The organism is Pseudomonas sp. MPB03 (assembly GCF_046605385.1).
Classification (GTDB): domain Bacteria; phylum Pseudomonadota; class Gammaproteobacteria; order Pseudomonadales; family Pseudomonadaceae; genus Aquipseudomonas; species Aquipseudomonas zanjanensis.
In genome coordinates, this window is sequence record NZ_CP176770.1 from 871,693 (window position 1) to 894,807 (window position 23,115).

Sequence of the window (23,115 nt, forward strand, 5' to 3'; positions counted from 1 at the left end):
CCCATGGCCACTCCCAGCGCTAGCTCTTATAACGCAGACGCCATCGAAGTCCTCTCGGGCCTCGACCCGGTGCGCAAGCGCCCCGGCATGTACACCGACACCAGTCGGCCGAACCACCTCGCCCAGGAAGTCATCGACAACAGTGTCGACGAAGCCTTGGCCGGGCATGCGAAATCGGTGCAGGTCATCCTGCACGCCGATCACTCGCTGGAAGTCAGCGATGACGGCCGCGGCATGCCGGTGGACATTCACCCTGAAGAAGGTGTGTCGGGCGTCGAGCTGATCCTCACCAAACTCCACGCCGGCGGCAAGTTTTCCAACAAGAACTACCAGTTCTCCGGCGGTCTGCACGGCGTGGGTATTTCCGTGGTCAACGCCTTGTCGACCCAGGTGCGGGTGCGGGTCAAGCGTGACGGCAATGAATACCAGATGACGTTCGCCGACGGCTACAAGGCCACCGAGCTGGAAGTGGTGGGCACCGTCGGCAAGCGCAACACCGGGACCAGCGTGTATTTCGCCCCGGATCCGAAGTATTTCGATTCGCCGAAGTTTTCCGTCAGCCGCCTCAAGCACGTGCTCAAGGCCAAGGCCGTGTTGTGCCCGGGGCTGCTGGTCAGTTTCGAGGACAAGGCCACCGGCGAAAAAGTCGAATGGCATTACGAAGACGGCCTGCGTTCTTATCTGGTGGATGCGGTCAGTGGTTTCGAGCGCCTGCCCGACGAGCCGTTCTGTGGCAGCCTGGCCGGTAACAAGGAAGCCGTGGACTGGGCGCTGTTGTGGCTGCCCGAAGGCGGCGAAAGTGTCCAGGAAAGCTACGTCAACCTGATCCCCACGGCCCAGGGCGGTACCCACGTCAACGGCTTGCGCCAGGGACTGCTCGACGCCATGCGCGAGTTCTGCGAGTTCCGCAACCTGCTGCCCCGTGGCGTGAAGCTGGCGCCGGAAGACGTCTGGGAGCGCATTGCCTTCGTCCTGTCGATGAAGATGCAGGAACCGCAATTCTCCGGCCAGACCAAAGAGCGCCTGTCGTCTCGCGAGGCGGCGGCGTTTGTTTCCGGCGTGGTCAAGGACGCGTTCAGCCTGTGGCTCAACGCCAACCCGGAAACCGGCCTGGCCCTGGCGGAGCTGGCGATCAACAATGCCGGTCGTCGTCTGAAAGCGAGCAAGAAAGTCGAGCGCAAGCGCATCACCCAGGGGCCGGCATTGCCGGGCAAGCTTGCCGATTGCGCCGGGCAGGACCCGATGCGTTCCGAGCTGTTCCTGGTGGAAGGTGACTCCGCCGGCGGCTCGGCCAAGCAGGCGCGGGATAAAGAGTTCCAGGCAATCCTGCCGCTGCGGGGCAAGATCCTCAATACCTGGGAAGTGGACGGCAGTGAAGTGCTGGCCAGCCAGGAAGTGCATAACATCGCCGTGGCCATTGGCGTCGATCCGGGCGCCGCGGACATGAGCCAGCTGCGCTACGGCAAGATCTGCATCCTCGCCGACGCCGACTCCGACGGCCTGCACATTGCCACGCTGCTTTGTGCCTTGTTCGTCCAGCATTTCCGCCCACTGGTGGACGCCGGCCACGTCTACGTGGCGATGCCGCCGCTGTACCGCATCGACCTGGGCAAGGAAATCTACTACGCCCTGGACGAAGCCGAGCGCGACGGCATCCTTGACCGCCTGGTGGCCGAGAAGAAACGAGGCAAGCCGCAGGTCACCCGATTCAAGGGCCTGGGTGAGATGAACCCGCCGCAGTTGCGCGAAACCACCATGGATCCAAATACCCGCCGCCTGGTGCAGTTGACCCTGGATGATTTTGAAGCGACTTCGGAAATGATGGACATGTTGCTGGCCAAGAAACGCGCCGGCGACCGCAAGTCCTGGCTTGAATCCAAAGGGGACCTGGCCGAGGTACTGGCCTGATGCGCAACGGTTTCGCCCTGGCGTTGTGGCTGTGGGCGGGGATGGTGGTCGCAGGGCCAGCGCCGGAATTGAAGCTGCTGTCCGAGCACGCCGTCGACGGCATGCGCGGTGGCAACCTGTCCGGGCTGGCGCTGTGCGGCGGCGAGATGTGGACCGTGTCCGATCGCGACGATGACCGGATCTATCGCCTCATGCCCTCCGAGGCGCCGGTCTGGCAGGCCGAGGCGGTTGGAATCGAGGTGCCGAAGGTGCCTGACAGCGGTTTGCCCTGGGGCTTGAGATCGCGAACCTGGGCGGCGTCGTTCCTGCGCGGTGGCGAGCTGGATTTCGAAGGCATCAGCTGTGACAGCGCCGGCAATCGTTATGTGGTCAGTGAATCCCATGCCGCCGTGCTGTACATACCGCCGACGGGGGCCGCATCCTGGCTGAAAATTGCCCCGACGATGATCCGCCAGGCCCGCGCCAGTGGCATGTTGCTGCATTTCAATGCGTTGTTCGAAGGCCTTGCGGTCAGCCCGGCCGGCGACCAGTTGTGGTTGGCGGCCGAGCGTGAGCGTCGCGGCCTGGTGCTGATCAAACGCCAGCAAACGGTGTGGGACTGCGACGGCAATTGTGTCTTGCTCAGCGAAGCGGGCCAGGAAATGCAGCCGGCGCAGTTCCCCAAGGCCAAGGCGGTTTCCCGGGATTTCGCCGACCTGTCATTGTTCAATGGCAAGCTGTTTACCTTGGAGCGCAACGCCTATCAGATCTGCCGGCGTGACCCGCAGACCGTCCAGGTGGAACGTTGCTGGTCGTTCGCCGCCGAGGCGTTGCAGGATAACCGTCGTTATCCCCAGCCTTATGGGCTGGCCGAAGCGCTGGTGGTGGACGCCGACGGAGCCTGGATCGGCCAGGACAACAACGACGGTACGCGGGCCGATGGCGAACAGCGGCCGATTGTCTGGCGCTTCGCCGCGCCTGACGGTGGCTGGAGTGCCTCGCCGTGAGCCAGCAACCACCGGGCAAGCGCGCCGGCCGGGTGCTGATGATCCTGGCCTGGTGCGCGGCGCTGTTTCTGGCGACACGGTTTTTTGCCCAGTGGGAGCAGCGGGAACTCAACCCCAATGCCCAGGTGCAGTCGCAAAAAGGCGAAGGTTTTATCGAGGTGAAGCTGGTCGGCAACCGGCAGGGGCATTTCGTCGCCAGCGGCCAGATCAACGGCCAGCCGGTGGACTTCATGCTCGATACCGGTGCCACCGACGTGGCGATTCCGTTGGAATTGGCCGAACGCCTCAAGCTGGAAAAAGGTTTCGGCGTGACCTTGAGCACCGCCAATGGTGTGAGCGAGGGCTACCGCACGCGCATCGACCGGCTGCAGTTGGGTGACATCGTGCTGCGCGATGTCCGTGCCCTGGTGGCGCCTGGCCTGGGTGGCACGCAGGTGCTGCTGGGCATGAGCGCCCTGAACAAACTTGAATTTACCCAGCGCGACGGCACCATGCTGTTGCGCCAGACAACGAACTGATGAGGCCCGCATGAGCGACATTCTTGCAGACAGCTTAGACGGCGTAGAACGCCGATCGCTGGCTGACTTCACCGAAAATGCCTACCTCAATTACTCCATGTACGTGATCATGGACCGCGCCTTGCCGCACATCGGCGACGGCTTGAAGCCGGTCCAGCGGCGGATCATCTATGCCATGAGTGAACTGGGGCTGGATGCGGATTCCAAGCACAAGAAATCGGCGCGTACCGTCGGTGACGTGCTCGGTAAGTTCCACCCCCACGGCGACTCGGCCTGCTACGAAGCCATGGTGCTGATGGCCCAGCCGTTTAGCTATCGCTACACGCTGGTGGACGGCCAGGGTAACTGGGGTGCGCCGGATGATCCCAAATCCTTCGCGGCCATGCGTTACACCGAGGCGCGGCTGTCGCGTTATTCCGAGGTGCTGCTCAGCGAACTGGGCCAGGGCACCGCGGACTGGGGGCCGAACTTCGACGGCACCCTCGACGAACCCCTGGTGTTGCCAGCACGTTTGCCGAATATCCTTCTCAATGGCACCACCGGCATCGCCGTGGGCATGGCCACCGACGTGCCGCCCCATAACCTGCGGGAGGTGGCCACGGCGTGCGTGCGTCTGCTGGACGAACCGAAAGCCACGGTGGAGCAGCTCTGCGAGCACATCCAGGGCCCGGACTATCCGACCGAAGCCGAAATCATCACCCCGCGCGCAGACCTGCTGAAAATCTACGAGACCGGTCGCGGTTCGGTGCGCATGCGCGCCGTGTACCACATCGAAGATGGCGACATCATTGTCACGGCGCTGCCGCATCAGGTGTCCGGGGCCAAGGTCTTGGAACAGATTGCCGCGATGATGCAGGCAAAACCGTCGAAAGCGCCGCAAGTGGCCGACTTGCGCGACGAATCCGACCACGAAAACCCGTGCCGCATCGTGATCATCCCGGTCAACAGCCGGGTCGACCACGACGCGCTGATGCAGCACCTGTTCGCCAGCACCGACTTGGAGTCCAGCTACCGGGTCAACATCAACATCATCGGCCTGGACGGCAAGCCGCAACTGAAGAACTTGCGGGCCTTGCTGGTGGAGTGGCTGGAGTTCCGGGTCAAGACCGTGCGCCGGCGCCTGCAATTTCGCCTGGACAAGGTCGAGCGCCGCCTGCACCTGTTGGACGGCTTGCTGATCGCCTACCTCAACCTGGATGAAGTGATCCACATCATCCGTACCGAGGAGCACCCCAAGGCCAGCCTGATCGAGCGTTTCGCCCTGAGCGAAATCCAGGCCGACTACATCCTCGACACCCGCCTGCGGCAGTTGGCGCGGTTGGAAGAGATGAAGCTGCGGGCCGAGCAGGATGAGTTGCTCAAGGAACAGGCCAAGCTGCAAGCCTTGCTGGGCAGCGAAGCCAAGCTCAAGAAGCTGGTGCGCACCGAACTGCTCAAGGACGCCGAGACCTACGGCGATGACCGTCGTTCGCCGATCGTCGAGCGCGCCGAAGCCAAGGCGCTGAGCGAACACGATCTGCTGCCGAACGAGAAAGTCACCGTCGTGCTGTCGGAAAAAGGCTGGGTGCGTTCGGCCAAGGGTCATGATATTGACGCGACGGGGCTTTCCTATAAGGCCGGGGACGGCTTCAAGGCCTTGGCGGCCGGGCGCTCCAACCAGTTTGCCGTGTTTGTCGACTCCACCGGACGCAGTTATTCGGTGCCGGCCCATACCCTGCCATCGGCTCGCGGCCAGGGCGAACCGCTGACCGGTCGTTTAACGCCGCCACCGGGTGCAACTTTTGAATGCGTGCTGATGCCTGATGATGATGGGCTCTACGTAATCGCATCGGACGCGGGTTACGGGTTCGTGGTCAAGGGAGAGGACCTGCAAGCCAAGAACAAGGCGGGCAAGGCGTTGTTGAGCCTGCCGAACAACGCCAAGGTGATTGCGCCGCGTCCGGTTGCCGATCGGGAGAGCAACTGGCTGGCGTCGGTCACCACCGAAGGCCGGTTGCTGGTGTTCAAGATCAGTGACCTGCCACAGCTGGGTAAAGGCAAGGGCAACAAGATTATTGGTATTTCCGGCGAACGGGTCGCCAGTCGTGAAGAGTTTGTCACGGATATTGCAGTGTTACCGGAGGGTGCGACGCTTGTGCTGCAGGCAGGCAAGCGCACGCTTTCGTTGAAAGCAGACGATCTTGAGCATTACAAGGGTGAACGTGGTCGTCGGGGCAATAAGCTTCCGAGAGGGTTTCAGCGGGTCGATGCGCTGCTCGTCGAAAACCTCAGTTAGGCGTACTAGAGGGCCCGGTCTGCGATTAAATGCCGCAGATCGTTGCTTTCGCGCTGGAGTCGGCGCGCATATTCACGGATGATAGGCCCTTTCAAGCGCCGGCGTGGCCGAGCGTTCTTCATAATGACCGAGTATTTTTTCACTGTGGCAAGCCTTGTGGCTGCCACCTGGACGGAACGATGACTGCTCTGCGCCTCCCTATTTTGTGGCTCGCCGGCCTGCTTGGCCTGGCGGGCTGCAGCATGAACCAGCCGGTGTCGCTGTACCAACTGGACAGCGGAACCCCGTCCCAGCCTGCGCAAAGCACAGGCATGGCCGTATTGCTCGGCCCGGTTCTGATCGCTGACTACCTGCAGCGTGAAACCTTGTTGCAACGTCAACCGGACGGCAGCCTGCAAGCCGCCACTGACGGCCGTTGGGCCGGTAGCCTGTCCTCTGACATCGATCAATTGCTGCTGCGCCAAGTCGCCGGGCATCTGGACAGCCAACGCGTGGTGCTGGCCCCTGCGACCCAGGGCTTCACCCCGGATGTACAAGTGCTGCTGTCGATTACCCGCCTGGACTCGGGCAAGGATCAGCCGGCAGTGCTCGATGCCCAATGGCGGTTGATCGACCGGCGTGGCAAGGTGCGTGAAAACCGCATCGTACATCTGCAAGAGGTCCATGCCGGCACCACCGCGGCGCAGGTCCAGGCCCAGGGCGTGCTCCTGCAGCGCCTGGCCGAACAGCTGTCCGTGTCGCTCAAGCCCCTGGCCAACCAGCCGCCTGTCGCTGAAGCAGCGCCCCGTAAGTCTGCGCCTGCCCCGGCCAAACCGGTGGAAAAGGAAAAGGACAAGATCCCCATGGCCTTGCCAATTCGTACGGACATGGAAGTGTTCAGGTTCTGATGCCTGGACCGGATACAAGACAAAGCCCGCAGTGATGCGGGCTTTGTTGTTTCTGTCGGATGGAATTCTCCAGTGGTTGTGCTGGCCTCATCGCGAGCAAGCTCGCTCCCACAGGGGTTCCTGCGAGCCACAGATCCCGTGTGGGAGCGAGCTTGCTCGCGATGGCGGCATTGAAAGCACAAAAAAGCCCGCAGGCAATCATTCGCCTGGGGCCCGGTGTGAATGGTCTTGGGGCTGCTGCGCAGCCCAGCGGGAGCAAGCTCCCTCGCCACGGGTTCAGTGCGGATCTGTAGCTTGCATGGACCCCTGTGGGAGCGAGCCTGCTCGCGATGGCGCGGTGCAGGCACAAAAAAGCCCGCAGACAATCCTCATCTGCGGGCTTCGTTATTTCAGGCAATCAGGCTCAGACCTGGCGCTCATGCATCCGCGCCAGCTGCCGCTCCAGCATCGACGGGTAAGGCTCCATCAAGCGCTCCACGCAGCACGCGCCTTCGGGGCTGGCGATGGGGCGGATGCGGGCGCGTTGGCGGATCAGGGCGTCGTCGTTGATCTTGCGCTCCACCAGCAGCAGGTTGCGGCTGTGTTGCGACAGTGCCAGGGCGTCCTGGGCGGTTTCGGTCAGCAGCAGGTCGATCTGGCTCAGGCCGAACAAGCCATCACCCAAAGTCAGGCCCAATTGCAGTTGCAGGGTAATGCCGCTGTCGGCGACTTCGATCTGCAATTGGTGACCCAAGGCACGCAGCAACTCACCGCAGCAAATGGCGTTGGTCAGGTAATCGTCGCCGCTGTCTTCGGTGTGGAACAGCATCAGCGTGCTGCCGTCGTTCAGGGTGTGCAATTCGCCCTGGTAGAGCGATGCGGCCTGGTCGAGGCAATCGCGGTAGCGCTCGAGCAACTCCTTCAGGCGCGCCTGGGGCAGGCGGCGCAGTTGATCCTGGGCGCCCAACTGCACGGCCAATACGGCGCTGTGCTGGGGCAGGTCCGAAGCAACAGGCCTGGCGACCGGTCGAGGTGCTCCGTCGACGGATTCGTCACGCAGGTCGGCGAAGGCGTCATCGTCTTCCTCGTCTTCTACCGTGCGCACCACATGACGTGGCGCCGGTTTGGAGGCGGGCATCGGCTGGCTTTCGTCGAAGCCCGGATCGCGCAGGTTACGCACTTCGAAACCCGGCTCGGCCTCGTCGTCGTCCACGTAGTCAATGTCTTCAGGTTCCGGCACCGGCTCAGGTTCCGGCGCGAAGCTGGCGTGCAGTTGCCGGGCCAGGTCGCCGATTTCGTCCTGGCGCTGGGTGGCGGGCGTGTGTTCATCGATGTCCCGCAGCCAGACGCGCAGTTGCAACAGCGGCGTGGAGATGTGCCGCCCCAGGCGCAGGCTCAAGGCCAATGCCAGTGCCAGCAGGATCGCGCTGAGGATGCCCATGCTTTGCAGGCTGATGGTCATCGGTTGCTGGAACTGGTCCATGTCCAGGCTGATGCGCAGTTGCCCGGCGGTCACGTCCTGGAAGGTGATCTTGCTCTGGTACATGCCGCCGGACTCGCCCAGCAGGCCAGGCTTGGGCCGCTGCCCGGCCTCGGCGAGGATGCGGTTGTCCACGCTGTAGATGGCGGCGTGGGCCACCAGCTTGTTCTTGGTCAGGTTGTTGAGCAGCACGTTGAGGCTGAGGATGTCATTGGACACCAGCAGCTCGGTGGCGGACGTGGCGGTCTGGGTGGTCAGGCTTTCACCCAGGGCATCGGCCTGCTCGTGCATCGCCTGCTTGAATTGCAAACCCATCACGCAGGCATAGATGACCAGGGCCAGGGCGACCAGGATTACGTTATGGCTGGCAATGCGCAATGCAATCGGCACACGACGGTGACGCAGTGCACGGAAGATCAGCAGGAAGAAGTTGTCGGTTTTGACTGGCGTGGGCCGGTTCACTGAGCTCGGCTCTTTGTCCGTGAAATTGACGCGCAGTATAGCGACAGCCCCATGACCGGCAAAGCACTGGCGGTGCCCGATGGTCACTGAATGTGGGTAGAATGCGGTTTTTTTCCACCTGCGGGGGTGCGCCTTGCGCGAAATCGTCCTGATAAACATCACTGGCAGCGACCGTCCGGGTCTGACTGCGGCCATTACCGGCGTTCTGGCCCAGGGTGGTGTGAACATTCTCGACATCGGTCAGGCGGTGATCCATGACACGCTGTCGTTCGGCATCCTGGTGGAAATCCCGGACGCCGAACAAAGCAAGTCCGTGCTCAAGGACATCCTGTTCACCGCCTACAAGCTCGACCAGCAGGTGCGCTTCACCCCGGTGTCCGAGGACGATTACCAGCAGTGGGTGGCCGGCCAGGGCAAGAAGCGCCACATCGTGACCCTGTTGACCCGCAAGGTGACCGCCGAGCAATTGCAGCGTGTCAGCTCGATCACCGCCCAATATGGCCTGAACATCGACCACATCGACCGCCTGTCCGGGCGCATGCCCCTGGACACGCCGGCCGACAAGGGCAAGGGCTGCATCGAGTTTTCGGTGCGCGGCGAGCCCGCCGACCCCCAGGCGTTGCGTGCCGAGTTTCTCAGCGTGGCCCAGGAACTGAACGTCGACATCGCCTTCCAGGAAGACTCGCTGTTCCGCCGTAACCGCCGCCTGGCAGTGTTCGACATGGACTCGACGCTGATCGAAGCCGAAGTCATCGACGAACTGGCCAAGGCGGCCGGTGTAGGCGACAAGGTCTCGGCCATCACTGAGCGAGCCATGGCCGGCGAGCTGGATTTCCGCGCCAGCTTCAAGGAGCGCCTGGCCCTGCTGCAAGGCCTGGACGTCAGCGTGCTCGACTCCATCGGCGCTTCCCTGCGCCTGACCGAAGGCGCCGAGACCCTGTTCGCCGAACTCAAGCGCCTGGGCTACAAGACCGCCATCCTGTCCGGCGGCTTCACCTACTTTGCCAAGCAACTGCAGGCCAAGCTCGGCATCGACTACGTGTTTGCCAACGAATTGGAAGTGGTGGACGGCAAGGTGACCGGCGTGGCCGTCGAGCCGATCGTCGATGCCCAGCGCAAGGCGGACCTGCTGCGCGAACTGGCTGAAAAAGAAGGCCTGCGCCTGGAGCAGACCATCGCCGTGGGTGACGGCGCCAACGACTTGCCGATGCTGGCGATCGCGGGCCTGGGCGTGGCGTTCCGTGCCAAGCCGCTGGTCAAGCAGTCGGCCCGGCAAGCGATTTCCACCCTGGGGCTGGATGGGGTGTTGTACCTGCTGGGTTTCCGGGATCGGGACGGGCAGCTCTGACTTACACGCCGGTTTGGAGTGCATGCTTTTGTGGCGAGGGAGCTCGCTCCCGCTGGCCCGTGTAGGAGCTGCCGAAGGCTGCGATCTTTTGATCTTGATCTTGATCTTGATCTTCGCTTGAGACTCAATGGGTCTTGGAAAGATCGCAGCCTCGCTTCGCTCGGCAGCTCCTACAGCGACTTCCACAACGAATCGAAATTCCCTTCCTGATCGCCGCCATCCCCGGTTTCGGCCGAGTCTTCCGGGTGGTAGGAAAACTGATTGAAACTGTGCGTGCTGGTCACCCGTCGGTCCAGGCCGGCGCGGCGTTCCTGGCCATTGGTGTTGATCAATACCCGCTGGCCCTCCTGAAACGGCAGGCGTGGGGCGATCATGGTCGGGGGCAGGTCAATCGCACTGATCTCGGGAAGCAACAGCCCGCGCAGATAATGGCCGTGATCATTTTCGTCCCGCACCAGTTGCAGTCCGCACGGCTGGGCATGGGGGGCGACCAGTTCGATACCCATTTGCATGGCGCCGTTGCGCACCTGGCGGATCCAGCGCACCACGGCGACACTCCAGGCCTGGTCGCTGGCATCGCGGATGCCGATCATTTCCCCTGCTTGCAGTTGTTCCGGCACTTCCTTGGGCCAGCCTAGGCAGTAGCCGCCAGGGCTGTGGTTGATGATCGGCAGGTCGTAGGTGGGGAAGTGATGCTGGTTGTCGGAGTGACTGCCGTCGTCATCGCTCGGGTTGACCGGGTATTCGATTTCTTCGTAGGGCAGCAGGTCGTTTTCGCCTGTCGGGGCGGCGTCGAAAGCCTGGCTCCAGGTGTCGTTGGTCTTGCTTGGCGTGGCTTCGAAGCGGGCTTTGCGAGCAGTCGGGCTTTTCAGTATTTCGTTGAACGAGCGCTCACCGCCGAGGTAGTAGTGCAACGCACTCATGCCCACGCACAGCGTCAGCGTGCCATTGCCCTCGGTGCGCTGGAAGCTGCGCTCAGCCGCTTCGCCCCAGGCGGCCTGCAGATGATGCAAGGTATCGGCACTCATGCCGCCAGGGACTGGCAGGGTGTTATCGGCAGGCTGTTCCAAATGAGTGGCGATCGCCCGCACCAGTTGCTGTGGATCGAAGCCCTGCAAGGTCGGCTGCTGTTCGGCGCGGAACTTGGAGCGATAGCGTGGCCCGACATCCAGCTCCGGAGCGACCGCGAACAGGCTGGTAGCGCTGGTGGCAGGGTCCAGCTTGACCCACTGGCTCCAGGATTCGAGCGTTTCGGTCAGTCGCCCGATCTGGCTCTGGCGCAGCTGATTGCTGCGTGATGCGCCCAGCAACAGCGCGACGACATAGGTTTGCTCGGCGTTCAATTGATGAACCTGGCTGGCCAGTTCGTCACTCACGCTCAGGTGCTGTAGCCGGTGCTGGCAGGCGATCCGGTACAACTGATGCAGATCGAGCCAAAGTCCCTCGGGCACAGGGCTGTAAAGTTGGCTGGCACGCAGCAGCGGGCCGTTGAGGGCATGCAGCGCCCGTTGCAACGCGGTGCTCAGCAGGCGGGCCCGATCCTTGGTGTATTTGGACGCGATACGCGCCACGATCTGTTTGTAGCCCATCGCCAGTTGGGTTTGCAGGGCCTGGCACAGGTTGACGATCTTGCGCGAGCGATCGTCCAGCACGATGGCCTGTTGCAGGAAGTGCCGCTCCAGGTGCTTGCAGACGTAGTACACCTCGGGCCGCAGCAGTTCGAGCAGTTGCAGGCGATTGTCGCTGGGGGTGAGCAGTTGGTTGAGTTCGCCAAGGGCCTGGTACAGCAGGCGGGCGGTCTCGCCGATGTTGGCCTTGGGCAGGTTGGCGATCCAGCGCTTGAGGTCCTTTGGCGTAGCATCGCAGAACGACAGGCGTGATTGTGTCGGGGTCAGGACGCGCAATAGCTGGAGAGGGCTGGTCTCATTCATGCCGTGGACAGGCTCCGGCGGGAAACGAAAAGGATGTATCCAACTCTAGCAGGTGTAGCCGAAAGATCATGCTACCGCGACCCCTGGTGTGACCTAGTCCTGCAGGCGGCCCATTGAAGCGGGATCGTATTCCTTCATTTCACCGACGCTCTTGGTGATGTACAGGTGGTTGGCCGGGACGCTCTTGTTGACGAAGGCGCCTGCGCCAATGATCACATTGTCACCCAGCTCCAAATGGTCCGCGATGATGCAGGCATGAGCATGTATCCGGACGCCGTCGCCAATGCGCAATACTGCGGTATCGCTTTGCCCCTTGATACCCAGCGTGCAGTTTTGCCAGATCCTGAAATTTTTTCCAATGATGGCGTGCGAGGTGATGACGATTCCATTCGGATGGGCAATCCATAGGCCTTCCCCGACGGTGGCGCCCAGCATGATCTCTACATTGAACTGGCGGCTGATGCGTTCGTTGAGCAGCTTGCCGCGCCGTTTCCAGAATTTGCTGTCCTGCTGGTGCATGGCGTATGCCAGGCGGAACCAGAAAAGGTAGCGGTACCTGTTGATGCGCTGACATTTTTGGTAAAGCCGTTTCCACCTGAACGGTTTATCGAGACCGCCGAGGATTTCGATATGCCAGTAGTGTTTGGCTGATCGGAAGATATCAAGAAGCATCGACGACCTCTTTGCCGCGAGGCGTGCCTGGTACGAACCTCTGGGACAGAATCATTCCTATAGGCAGCCAGAAAACGATCCAATAGACGCCAGGCCTGTTGAACACCGTGTGGTAGTCGAATAGAGCCGTTACAACCCCGAAGATAAGCAGGGGCAAGCCTACCGAACCGACGGGATGGTGCCACGTCTTCGTGTCGATCGCGCGCTTGAAAACATAAGCGATGGTCACCAACAACAGTACTGCACCTGTCACGCCGAATTCGTAAAAATACTGCAGGAAGAGATTATGGACTTGGTTGTAGCAACGCACTTCGGATATGCAGATATCAAAATTACTGCCCGCCCCGGCACCAAACAGCCAGAACTCGTCAATGCGGTCCAACCAGCCTGTCCAGATCACGTCGCGAAGGCTGAAGCCACGACTTTGCTGTGTGACAATGACGGGCCATAGCCATACCGACACGGCAAGGAATATTACGCCGGCCAGGCACAACCATTTCCTCGACCTCAAACTATGGTGAAGAAGAATGCTCGTAGCGATTGCCAAGCCATATCCAAGCCAGACGGCTCTTGAAAGCGTGCAGAACAGGTACAGCGAAAGGCCTAGCACACAGGCCATGAACAACGTTCTGACCCACGGCCCGAAGGTTTTGGTCATTAACAAGTGGAACCCGTAAATGCCGAAAAAGCCGTAATACAGCGCCGCAATGATGGGGTTCTTGAAGTTGGCATAGTTGCCATAGCCCAAGTTGTACAAACGTTTGCCGGAGAAAAAAATGTTCTGGTCTTGCTGAGTGAAGTGGATGATCAAACCGGCAATTGCAAATAAACCCGCGATCACAAAGGCAAGCGTCAGGCTTTTTTCAAGCAGTTCTTCTCGGGCCAGTATATGAATCGCGCTCAGGTACAACATTACGTACAACACGGTTTTGAATTGTCCGTAGGCGGAGGCTTCGGACCCGGGATTCAGCAGCGCTACCAGCAGCGAAAAGACCAGTACCAGCAGTACCGGCCAGTAGGGCTTTTGGACAATGTTTTGACGTAGGCGCGCATCGAGCACACATAAGAGCAACGCGGGTATAAAAAGACCCGCGTTGGATATCGTGGTGTAGGTGCTGCCGTCGGTAATGAACAGCAGTCCCGTCAGGTGCGCAATGAAGCCGATCATCAAGACAAGCAAGGTGAATCTGGAAAAAGCCGAACGTGTCATACCTATTCCAAGGGTAGTGAAAGGGGCCAGGACAAAACTCCAAGGCGTAAGTGTGGCAGCGTCGGCGAGGGTAGCGACTCATGTTGATTGCGCCGCTGGCTATCTCATCGAGCGTTGGGTAGTGCCAGTCCTTGACCCATCTGCACCGGCGAACCGGCCACCAGGTCTTCGGCCCATTTCACCTGGTCCGGACCGAACAGCACGATGGCGGTCGAACCCAGCTTGAAGCGCCCCAGTTCGGCACCTTTTTCCAGATGAATCGGCGCACGTGCGGCTTCGTCGTAACGGAAGGTTTTCAGTTCGCGCTTGGGCGGCGTCACCAGCCCGGCCCAGACGGTTTCGATGGAGGCCACGATCATCGCGCCCACCAGTACCACGGCCATCGGCCCACGTTCGGTGTCGAAAATGCACGCGACGCGCTCGTTACGGGCGAACAGCTCCGGCACGTTTTCGGCAGTGGTCTGGTTGACCGAGAAAATCCGCCCGGGGATGTAGACCATTTCCCGCAGGGTGCCCGCCAGTGGCATGTGCACGCGGTGGTAGTCCTTGGGGGACAGGTAGATGGTGGCGAAATCGCCACCCATGAACGGCGCTGCGTTGGCCGCGTCACCGCCCAGCAGTTCCAGCACGCTGAAGCTGTGGCCCTTGGCCTGGAATACCCGGCCGTGTTCGATCGGGCCGAGCTGGCTGACGGCACCGTCGGCGGGGCTGAGAATCGCGCCCGGGGTTTCGTCCAGCGGGCGGGCGCCGTCCTTCAGGGCACGGGTAAAGAAGGCGTTGAAGTGCTCGTAGGCCGTCAGGTCTTCCACCAGGGCCTGGGACATGTCCACTTGGTAGCGTTTGGCAAACCAGGTGGTGAAGGCGTTCTTGAACCAGCGCACGCGGCACTCGGCAATGCAGCCGGCCAGCCGCGACAGCAGGTGGTGGGGCAGCAGGTATTGGGTGAGGATGAATAAACGGTTTTTCATTAACTGTCCTTAAGAACCTTCAAAGCTCGATGGGTGTGTCGGGGTGGTTGCCCCATTCGCCCCAGGAACCGGCATAGCCTTTGACCCGTGGATAACCGAGCGCCTTGGCCACCAGGTAGGTGAAGCCAGAGCGGTGGTGAGTCTGGCAGTGGGTGATGATTTCTTTATCAGGGGTGATACCCAATCGTTCGAGGATTTGCGGCATGTCTTTGCGGATGCGCAGGTTGCGCGCCTTGTCCATGCCGGCGGTCCATTCGAAATTGACCGCGCCGGGAATGTGTCCGCCCCGGGCCGCGACGACTTTCTCGCCGGAGTATTCCAGCGGGCCGCGAGCGTCCCAGATGGCCAGGTCGGCAGCGCCGAGACGGCTTTGCAGGTATTCACGGGTGGCGGTGGGCGCGTCGTGCAGCGTCAGGCTGATCGGACCTGCAACGGGCGCAGGGACGTCGATGGACACCGGCAGGCCTTCATCCAGCCACGACACCAAGCCGCCGTCGAGGTAGTGGTAGTTCCCGTGGCCGATCACGTCCAGCAGCCAGATAAACCGCCCGGCCCAGCCGCCGCCTTCATCGTCATAGACCACGTAGACCGCATCCGGGTGGTGCCCGAGTTCGCCGAACAGGGCTTCGAGGTCGGCTTTGGCCGGCAGCAGGCCCGGCGCTGGCGGTTGGCCGAGCTGGGTACGCTTGGGGTCGACGAAGCGTGCGCCAGGGACATGCCCGGTGCTGTAGCGGGCGGCGCTGGTCAGGTCCACCAGAATCAGTTCGCGGGCGTCGAGGCGCGGCAGCAGTTCGCTCGGCTCGATCACCAGCGGCAAGCCAGAGAAGTCAGGCATGTGAGGTCTCCAGGGGCGCAAAGGGAAAGGATTGTATCAAGTTCAGCGGCCGCGGTTGGTAAAGGTATGCAGGGCCCTTTCGATGCATTGCACGGTTTTGCCGAAAGCTTGCACCGTGACGTCCGAGAACGGCCCGCCGCCCTGGTCCACCGCCACCAGCATGATCACCCGGCCATTGCACGTCAGTGAGCGCAACAACAGGTGCTCGCCGCGGAACAGGCTGCGCATGCCCGGCGGTAATAGCGCCGAAAACTGCGCGTTGTTGTCCGGGTTCAGGCGAACCTGGGCCTGCTGGGCCAGCAATCGTTGCAAGATTTTGCTCTGGCTGATGGTAAAGCTCGTGGCCGCAGCTTCCTTGGGCAAACCGGCGGTCTGGTGAACGCGCACGCTGGTCTGGCTGCGGTCGGCCATCAGGATCATCACCCGGCGCATGCCGCAGGCCACCAGGGCGTCCCGTGCCGACGTGGTCAGGTGCATGGCGTTGAGGAAGGGGCTCGGCTCCACCAGCATGGCGGAACATTGCTTGCGCCACTGGCTCAGGTCCTGGGCGCTGGGCGGCGCGGCGGGCAGCAAGCCGGGGTGGATACGGCGGCTGCCCCAAGGCCAGATCAGCGCCACGGCCGGGTGCCAGAGGTCCGGCATGGCGTGATGACGTGCGCTGTTGGCGGCTTGTTGGTGCAACTGCTGCTGGATTTCATCCATCGACATTTGCAGATACAAACTGGCGAGGTATTGCCAGCGAGTGTTGTGAGGGCTGTCCCAGGCCTGCTGCGCCGCGAGGGCCAGGCCGTTGGCCAGCAACACGGTGTTGGCCGGCTGGTTGAGCCAGCGCCGCAGGGTTGGGTCGTCGTCCAGGCGATTCTGCTGGCGCAGCGGATGTTCGCTGTCCCGGGCGATGCGCAGGACTTTCACCAGTTCGCGGCGTTCGTTGAGCAACAGGCGATAACCTTGCGCCACCCAGATCGGCAAACGCCAGGTCTCCACCAGCGCCAGGCAGATCTCCAGCAGGCGGACGCCGAACAGTTCGCGCTCGACCTTGCGTGCGGACTCGCCTTTATGGACGACTCGCAATTCCCATTCCCCGAGCAACCGTGGGTGAGTCAGGGCCAACGGCCAGAGCGGCGACAGGAACAACAGGCTGCCCCAGTGGATGTCTTGCCACAGCCGCGCCAGGCGGCTGGCGAAAAAACCATTGGCCTGTTGCGTGGCGTGCTGGCTGATCAATTGCAGCTGGCGCAAGGCAACAGGGATTTCGTGCCCCGGCAATGAGGGCAGGCGGGCGAGCAACTCCTCGGTACGCTTGAGACCGAGGCGGTTGATGGCCACTTCGAGATTTTCCGCAGGCTCAGCGAGGCTGCCATGGGTGTGATGGTTGGCCTCGCGGATGACGCTCAGGGCCAGCGCGGGGCTGTCCTGCATCAGGTCGGCGATGTCGCGCAATGAGCGACGGCTGTCGGCGAGGGCCTTGCAGACCAGGTCGTGGCTGGCCTGGGGCACCGGCAGATGCACGCCGTTGAGCAGCTTCACCCAGCCGTCGAGGGTGGTCGGCCGGGGCGTTGGAACCTTGGTTTCGTTAGTCATGGCTGGACGTGATCATCGTATGAATTCTCTACGCCCGGAACGGGGCTAATTGGCTTTTCGCCAGAACAGCCTATAGTCTGGCGCAGTTTTGCCGATAAGTAGAAGAAGAGATTTTTCAGCTTCCGAATATGACCTTGAACCCGACTTAAGTAAGTACTTTCTATCTATGGCTAAAATTATCGGCATCATTGTCGTGTTCGCGAGCGTGCTCGGCGGATACGTGCTCTCCCACGGCAAGATCGCCGCCCTGATCCAACCCTTCGAGGTGTTGATCATCGGTGGTGCTGCCCTCGGCGCATTCTTGCAGGCCAACCCTGGCTATATGACGATGCACGTGCTCAAGAAATCCTTGAGCATGTTCGGCTCGCGTTTCAGCCACACCTTCTATCTGGAGGTGCTGGGGCTGATCTACGAAATCCTCAATAAAAGCCGCCGCGAAGGCATGATGGCGATTGAAGGCGACATCGAAGATGCCGCCGCCAGCCCGATTTTCGCCAAGTATCCGTCGGTGCTGAAGGATGAGCGCATGACGGCGTTCATCTGCGATTACCTGCGCATCATGTCGTCCGGCAACATGGCGCCCCATGAGCTCGAAGGCCTGTTCGACATGGAGCTGTACAGCCTCAAGGAAGACCTGGAGCACCCGTCCCACGCGGTCAACGGCATCGCCGACGGCATGCCGGGCTTCGGTATCGTCGCGGCGGTATTGGGGATCGTGGTGACCATGGCCTCCCTGGGCGAAGGCGACCAGGCGTCCATCGGCCTGCACGTGGGTGCGGCGCTGGTAGGTACCTTCTTCGGTATCTTGGCCGCCTATGGCTTCTTCGGCCCGCTGGCCCATTCCCTGGCCCATGATGCCAAGGAAGAACTCAACGTCTACGAAGCCATCAAGGCTTCCCTGGTGGCCTCGGCCTCGGGCATGCCGCCATCGCTGGCGGTGGAGTTCGGTCGCAAGGTCCTGTACCCAGCGCACCGTCCAAGCTTCGCCGAGCTGGAACAAGCGGTTCGCGGTCGCTAGTGCTTTGCTTTACAAATACGTTCCTTTTTTGGCGAGTGACTGTTGCTGCCAGACAAGGCGCCGCGACGAGTCATAGCCCGCTATGGCGAGGAGCGGCAACGCAGTATGGCAGCAGCAGGCACCGTCAAAATGGAACAGTATTTGTGAAGCAGAGCACTTAGGTCATGGAAAATAATCAACCGATTATTGTAAAGCGCATCAAGCGCATTGCCGGGGGGCATCACGGGGGCGCCTGGAAAATCGCCTTCGCCGACTTCGCCACGGCGATGATGGCGTTCTTCCTGGTGCTGTGGCTGCTGTCCACGGCAACCCCGGAACAGAAGATCGCCATCGCCGGTTACTTCAAGGACCCGGTCGGCTTTTCCGAAAGCGGTACGCCCTACATCATCGACCTGGGCGGCTCGCCGACCCTGGCGCCGGACACGACCCTCAATCCCGAGGTCAAGTCCCAGCCCCAGCCCGACAAGGTCACGGTGGATTCCGAGCAGGTCGAGGGCATGGCCGAGCAGGTCGAGCGCGAGCGTTTGGAGTTGCTGCTGCAGGAATTGCAGAACAAGGTCGAAGAGAACCCGGAACTGCAGAAGTTCAAGGACCAGATCCTGTTCGAAATCACCCCGAACGGCTTGCGCATCCAGATCATGGACGCCGAGAACCGGCCGATGTTCGATTCTGGCAGCGCACGTCTGAAACCTTATTTCGAAGATATCCTGCTGGCCATGGCCGACACCATCAAGGCGGTGCCGAACAAAATCAGCATCAGTGGCCATACCGATGCCAAGCCTTACATCGGTAAGGGTGACTACGGAAACTGGGAACTGTCCGCCAACCGCGCCAACGCGGCCCGTCGCGCCCTGGTGGCCGGCAGCTATCCGGACGAGCAGGTGGCACGGGTGGTCGGTTATGCCTCTTCGGCGCTGTTCGACCGCAAGGACCCGTTCAACCCGGTCAACCGGCGCATCGACATCGTGGTGTTGACCAAGAAGGCGCAGAAAGCCATCGAGGGCTCACAAACCGACGATCCGGCGCCCGATCCGGTTCCGGGCGAGGGTGCCCCGGGTGAAGTGCCAGCGCCACAGGCTACGCCAGGTGCAGCGGTCGATCCGAATGCGCTGCCGGCGGACCAGCAACCCATACCGGCCCATGAGCTGCGCGAGCGGCTGAACCTGTTCGATGACACCGTACCGAAACCGGCGGAGCCGCCGGCGCAGTGACCCACAAAAAAAGCCGACCTCGATGTCGGCTTTTTTGTGGGGCCACTGTTTACTTGAGGATTGCTTGCCTTTGTGGCGAGGGGATTTATTTGTGGCGAGGGGATTTATCCCCGTTGGGCTGCGTAGCAGCCCTGTTGCTCATCTACATAGAAGGGGGGCGCTTCGCACCCCAGCGGGGATAAATCCCCTCGCCACAATCAGTAGCTGCTTTCCGGCAGGCTGGCGATGATCGAGCGGTAGCTGTTCATCCGTTGCTGATGCACGCGACCTTCTTCCAGGGCCTTGAGCAGGGCGCAGCCGGGTTCGCGGTCGTGCTTGCAGTCGCGGAAGCGGCAGGTACCGATCAGCTCGTTGAACTCGATGAACCCGGCTTCGACATCGGCCCGGCTGACGTGGCCCAGGCCGAATTCGCGGATACCCGGCGAGTCGATCAGTTCACCGCCACCAGGGAAGTGGAACAGCCGCGCCGTGGTCGTGGTGTGGGTGCCTTGGCCGGACAGCTCGGACAACGGCCCGACGCGGGTCTCGACTTCTGGCAGTAGGCTGTTGACCAGCGAAGACTTGCCGACGCCGGACTGGCCGACGAACACACTGATGCGTCCGTCCAACTGCTGTTGCAATTGCTCCATGCCGTTACCGTGGTGGGCCGAGACTTCCAGCACCGGATAACCCAAGTCCCGGTAGACCGACAGCAGGGCGTTCAGCGCCGGGGCGTTGTGTTCGTCGATCAGGTCGAACTTGTTGAGCAGCAGCAACGGGCGGATGCCGGCGTGCTCGGCGGCCACCAGGTAACGGTCGATCAGGTTGGCGTGGGGCTCGGGCAATGGCGCGAACACGATAACGATCATGTCGACGTTGGCGGCCACGGGCTTGAGCTGGCCCCGGCTGTCCGGGCGGCACAGCTCGGTGTGGCGCGGCAGTTGCGCGACAATCACGCCGATGCCCTGGTTGCCGGCACGCCAGACCACCTGGTCGCCCGTCACCAGCGCCGGCAGGTTGGCGCGCAAGTGGCAGCGGAACACCTGGCCGGCCAGTTCGCCTTCCTGGGCCTCGACCTCGACCTGCACGCCGAAGTGGGCGATCACCAGGCCGGTCTGTTCAGGGCCCAGGTCGCCACCCTCCAGGGCTTCGACAGCACTGGATTCGCGTTTGGCGGCGCGGGCGGCGCGCTCACCCTGGATCTTTTCGATGCGCCAGTTTTGACGACGATTGAGTTGGCGTTTGGCCATGGGTGTTCCGTATGAAGAAATACAGCGAATAGGGTAAAACGGCGGCGAGTTTAGCACGCCCAAGGGGCTGCCTAGGCTAAACTGCGTGGCTACGCCGAGGAGCCTCCCTATGCAAAACCCGCAGAACCTGATCTGGATCGACCTGGAAATGACCGGTCTGAACCCTGACACTGACGTCATCATCGAAATGGCCACCATCGTCACCGACAGCGACCTCAACACCCTGGCCGAGGGCCCGGTGATCGCGATCCACCACAGCGACGAGATCCTGGCCGGCATGGACGAGTGGAACACCCGCCAGCACGGCGGCTCGGGCCTGACCCAGCGAGTGCGCGAGAGCAAGATCAGCATGGCCGAAGCCGAAGCCCAGACCCTCGCGTTCGTGGAACAGTGGGTGCCCAAGGGCAAGTCGCCGATCTGTGGCAACAGCATCTGCCAGGATCGTCGCTTCCTTTATACCCACATGAAGTCCCTGGAAAGCTACTTCCACTACCGCAACCTGGACGTTTCCACCCTCAAGGAACTGGCCGCCCGCTGGGCGCCAGAAGTGCGTGACAGCTTCCAGAAAGGCAGCACCCACCTGGCCCTGGATGACATCCGCGAGTCCATTGCCGAGTTGCAGCATTACCGCAAGCACTTCATCAAGTTCTAACCGGCACGCCAGCGGCTGGCGAGATTGCTTTTGTGACGAGGGAGCTTGCTCCCGCTGGCCTGCGAAGCAGGCCCCAACAGTTCTCCAGGAAGATTCGATTGTCTGGTTTGCGACTGCTGCGCCCGAAGCGTCGGACCGGCCGAGCGGGAGCAAGCTCCCTCGCCACAGAGGGCAGTTTGGACTTGGGGGCATGGTGTTCAGGCAGAAGACGGGGGCGCGCCCTCTTTTGGTGCCAGCCCAAACTGGCTAGACTGCGCGCCTTCCCGTATGGACCGCCACCATGTTGCTGATGCTTTATCTGATCGCCATCACCGCTGAAGCCATGACCGGTGCCTTGTCTGCCGGGCGGCGGGGCATGGACTGGTTTGGCGTGGTGCTGATCGCCTGTGTCACGGCGCTGGGTGGCGGCTCGGTGCGCGACGTGCTGCTCGGTCATTACCCGCTTACGTGGGTCAAGCATCCGGAATACCTGGTGCTGACCACCGCGGCGGCGATGTTGACGGTGTTCCTGGCGCGCTGGATGCGTCATCTGCGCTCATTGTTCCTGGTGCTCGACGCCGTGGGCCTGGTGGCGTTCACGCTGATCGGTTGCATGACGGCCCTGGAAATGGGCCATGGCATGCTGGTGGCGTCGGTCAGCGGAGTGATCACCGGGGTGTTCGGTGGCATTCTGCGGGACATTTTCTGCAACGATATTCCGCTGATCTTCCGCCGCGAACTCTACGCCAGCGTCTCGTTTGCCGCGGCGTGGTGTTATCTGCTGTGTGTCTTCCTGCAATTGCCGAACGAGCAGGCGATCCTCATCACCTTGTTTGGCGGTTTCCTGCTGCGGCTCCTGGCAATTCGCTTTCACTGGGAAATGCCGAAGTTCGTCTACAACGACGAAGTCTGACGCGAGGCATGTTGGCGTAACGCCCATTCCACATGCTCGCGCACCAGCTCCGACGGATAGTCACGCCGCGCCTCCAGCGCTTGCAGCACGGGAATCGTTGACGGCGCGTTGCCCAGGCCCACCGCCAGATTGCGCAGCCAGCGCTCGTAACCGGCACGGCGCAGCGGTGAACCTTCGGTGCTGCTGAGAAATGTGTCTTCGTCCCACAGGAACAACTCGGCCAGCCCGGCATTGTCCAGGTTGTGCCGCGGCTTGAAATCGCTTTCTCCCGACGGACGGGCGAAGCGGTTCCACGGGCAGACAATCTGGCAATCGTCGCAGCCGAACACCCGGTTGCCGATCAGTGGCCGCAGCTCTTCGGGAATGGCGCTTTTCAGCTCGATGGTCAGGTAGGAAATGCAGCGGCGGGCATCGAGCACGTAGGGCCCGACGAAGGCATTTGTCGGACAGATGTCCAGGCACGCGGTGCATTTTCCGCAGTGTTCGGTGCCGTGGGGCGGGTCGATGGGCAGCGGCAAGTCGACGAACAGCTCGCTCAGGAAGAAATAACTGCCGGCCTTGCGGTTCAATACCAGGGTGTTTTTACCGATCCAGCCCAGGCCGGCCTGTTCGGCGATGGCTTTTTCCAGCACCGGTGCGCTGTCGACGAAGGCGCGATAGCCAAAGGGGCCGATGACCGCCTGGATTTTTTCCGCCAATTGCTGCACGCGTTTACGGATCAATTTGTGGTAATCGCGGCCCAACGCATAACGCGAGACGTAGGCTTTTTCCGGTTGGCCGAGCATCTGCGCCATCTGGGTGTCGCCCGGCAGGTAGTCCATGCGCAGGGACACCACGCGCAATGTGCCCGGCACCAATTCCTCGGGGTGCGAGCGTTTGCTGCCATGGGCGCCCATGTAGTCCATTTCGCCGTGGTAGCCGGCCTCGAGCCAGCGTTGCAGGTGTTGCTCATGCTCGGCCAGGTCCAGGCCGCTGATGCCGACCTGCTGGAAACCCAGCTCGCGGCCCCATTCCTTGATGGATTGGGCGAGGGCGGGGAGGTCTGTGGGAATGGCAGGCATGAGGCGAGAGAA

19 protein-coding genes are annotated in these 23,115 nt (G+C 61.8%); 10 read left to right on the forward strand and 9 right to left on the reverse strand.

Annotation, left to right across the window (positions count from 1 at the left end):
* The first annotated feature begins 3 nt into the window (after window positions 1-3).
* The 5 genes from parE (at window position 4) to ACLH0I_RS03715 (ending at window position 6,574) form a co-directional block, all read left to right on the forward strand.
* A complete protein-coding gene (parE, locus tag ACLH0I_RS03695; protein ID WP_122567328.1) occupies window positions 4-1,908 on the forward strand; it encodes a DNA topoisomerase IV subunit B in 1,905 nt (634 codons plus the stop codon).
* The gene (locus tag ACLH0I_RS03700; protein WP_250962819.1) at window positions 1,908-2,894 is read left to right on the forward strand and encodes an esterase-like activity of phytase family protein; all 987 of its coding nucleotides are present in this window, start codon (window positions 1,908-1,910) and stop codon (window positions 2,892-2,894) included. Before parE ends, ACLH0I_RS03700 begins: the two co-directional genes overlap by 1 nt.
* Complete coding sequence (locus ACLH0I_RS03705; protein ID WP_250962820.1) at window positions 2,891-3,412, forward strand: TIGR02281 family clan AA aspartic protease; 522 nt, start codon at window positions 2,891-2,893, stop codon at window positions 3,410-3,412. Before ACLH0I_RS03700 ends, ACLH0I_RS03705 begins: the two co-directional genes overlap by 4 nt.
* 10 nt (window positions 3,413-3,422) lie before the next feature.
* On the forward strand, window positions 3,423-5,687 hold the full coding sequence (gene parC / locus ACLH0I_RS03710) for a DNA topoisomerase IV subunit A (RefSeq protein WP_411386333.1): 2,265 nt from the start codon (window positions 3,423-3,425) through the stop codon (window positions 5,685-5,687).
* A 179-nt stretch (window positions 5,688-5,866) separates the two neighbouring features.
* Window positions 5,867-6,574 carry a membrane integrity-associated transporter subunit PqiC gene (locus ACLH0I_RS03715; RefSeq protein WP_411386334.1) on the forward strand — a complete coding sequence of 236 codons (708 nt, stop codon included), beginning with the start codon at window positions 5,867-5,869 and terminating at the stop codon, window positions 6,572-6,574.
* 403 nt (window positions 6,575-6,977) lie between these two features.
* On the opposite strand, the gene ACLH0I_RS03720 is transcribed toward ACLH0I_RS03715, so the two are convergent.
* Window positions 6,978-8,495 carry an AhpA/YtjB family protein gene (locus ACLH0I_RS03720; protein ID WP_250962822.1) on the reverse strand — a complete coding sequence of 506 codons (1,518 nt, stop codon included), beginning with the start codon at window positions 8,493-8,495 and terminating at the stop codon, window positions 6,978-6,980.
* 133 nt (window positions 8,496-8,628) lie between these two features.
* Between ACLH0I_RS03720 and serB the strand changes: the two genes are divergently transcribed.
* Window positions 8,629-9,843 carry a phosphoserine phosphatase SerB gene (serB, locus tag ACLH0I_RS03725; protein ID WP_053117868.1) on the forward strand — a complete coding sequence of 405 codons (1,215 nt, stop codon included), beginning with the start codon at window positions 8,629-8,631 and terminating at the stop codon, window positions 9,841-9,843.
* Window positions 9,844-10,013: 170 nt separating this feature from the next.
* Here serB and ACLH0I_RS03730 read toward each other — a convergent pair whose 3' ends face one another.
* The 6 genes from ACLH0I_RS03730 to ACLH0I_RS03755 form a co-directional block, all read right to left on the reverse strand.
* Complete coding sequence (locus ACLH0I_RS03730; protein WP_411386335.1) at window positions 10,014-11,774, reverse strand: molecular chaperone; 1,761 nt, start codon at window positions 11,772-11,774, stop codon at window positions 10,014-10,016.
* Window positions 11,775-11,867: 93 nt separating this feature from the next.
* Window positions 11,868-12,446 (reverse strand): serine acetyltransferase, encoded by a 579-nt coding sequence (locus ACLH0I_RS03735; RefSeq protein ID WP_411386336.1) that lies wholly within the window; start codon window positions 12,444-12,446, stop codon window positions 11,868-11,870.
* Window positions 12,436-13,656: an O-antigen ligase family protein gene (locus ACLH0I_RS03740; protein WP_250962826.1), complete on the reverse strand. Its 1,221-nt coding sequence runs from the start codon at window positions 13,654-13,656 to the stop codon at window positions 12,436-12,438. The genes ACLH0I_RS03735 and ACLH0I_RS03740 overlap by 11 nt, the downstream gene beginning before the upstream one ends.
* A 104-nt stretch (window positions 13,657-13,760) precedes the next feature.
* Window positions 13,761-14,624, reverse strand: coding sequence for an archaetidylserine decarboxylase (asd, locus tag ACLH0I_RS03745; RefSeq protein ID WP_250962827.1), 864 nt, complete (start codon window positions 14,622-14,624; stop codon window positions 13,761-13,763).
* 19 nt (window positions 14,625-14,643) lie between these two features.
* The gene (locus ACLH0I_RS03750; protein ID WP_411386337.1) at window positions 14,644-15,459 is read right to left on the reverse strand and encodes a rhodanese-like domain-containing protein; all 816 of its coding nucleotides are present in this window, start codon (window positions 15,457-15,459) and stop codon (window positions 14,644-14,646) included.
* 42 nt (window positions 15,460-15,501) lie between these two features.
* Window positions 15,502-17,040 carry an HDOD domain-containing protein gene (locus ACLH0I_RS03755; RefSeq protein WP_411386338.1) on the reverse strand — a complete coding sequence of 513 codons (1,539 nt, stop codon included), beginning with the start codon at window positions 17,038-17,040 and terminating at the stop codon, window positions 15,502-15,504.
* 166 nt (window positions 17,041-17,206) lie between these two features.
* On the opposite strand from ACLH0I_RS03755, the gene motA reads away from it, so the two are divergent.
* Window positions 17,207-18,058: a flagellar motor stator protein MotA gene (motA, locus tag ACLH0I_RS03760; RefSeq protein ID WP_207965194.1), complete on the forward strand. Its 852-nt coding sequence runs from the start codon at window positions 17,207-17,209 to the stop codon at window positions 18,056-18,058.
* A 164-nt stretch (window positions 18,059-18,222) separates the two neighbouring features.
* Entirely contained in the window at window positions 18,223-19,269 is a 1,047-nt protein-coding gene (gene motB / locus ACLH0I_RS03765) for a flagellar motor protein MotB (RefSeq protein WP_411386339.1), read from the forward strand.
* A gap of 197 nt (window positions 19,270-19,466) precedes the next feature.
* Here the strand turns inward: motB and rsgA are convergent, their stop codons facing one another.
* Window positions 19,467-20,498: a small ribosomal subunit biogenesis GTPase RsgA gene (gene rsgA, locus ACLH0I_RS03770; protein ID WP_072407102.1), complete on the reverse strand. Its 1,032-nt coding sequence runs from the start codon at window positions 20,496-20,498 to the stop codon at window positions 19,467-19,469.
* Between the two features lie 109 nt (window positions 20,499-20,607).
* On the opposite strand from rsgA, the gene orn reads away from it, so the two are divergent.
* Both orn and ACLH0I_RS03780 read left to right on the forward strand, forming a co-directional pair.
* Complete coding sequence (orn, locus tag ACLH0I_RS03775; RefSeq protein ID WP_411386340.1) at window positions 20,608-21,150, forward strand: oligoribonuclease; 543 nt, start codon at window positions 20,608-20,610, stop codon at window positions 21,148-21,150.
* Between the two features lie 280 nt (window positions 21,151-21,430).
* Window positions 21,431-22,042 (forward strand): trimeric intracellular cation channel family protein, encoded by a 612-nt coding sequence (locus ACLH0I_RS03780; protein WP_030140169.1) that lies wholly within the window; start codon window positions 21,431-21,433, stop codon window positions 22,040-22,042.
* On the opposite strand, the gene queG is transcribed toward ACLH0I_RS03780, so the two are convergent.
* Complete coding sequence (gene queG / locus ACLH0I_RS03785) at window positions 22,024-23,103, reverse strand: tRNA epoxyqueuosine(34) reductase QueG (protein ID WP_411386341.1); 1,080 nt, start codon at window positions 23,101-23,103, stop codon at window positions 22,024-22,026. The two genes, ACLH0I_RS03780 and queG, sit on opposite strands and share 19 nt — an antisense overlap.
* Window positions 23,104-23,115: the final 12 nt, after the last annotated feature.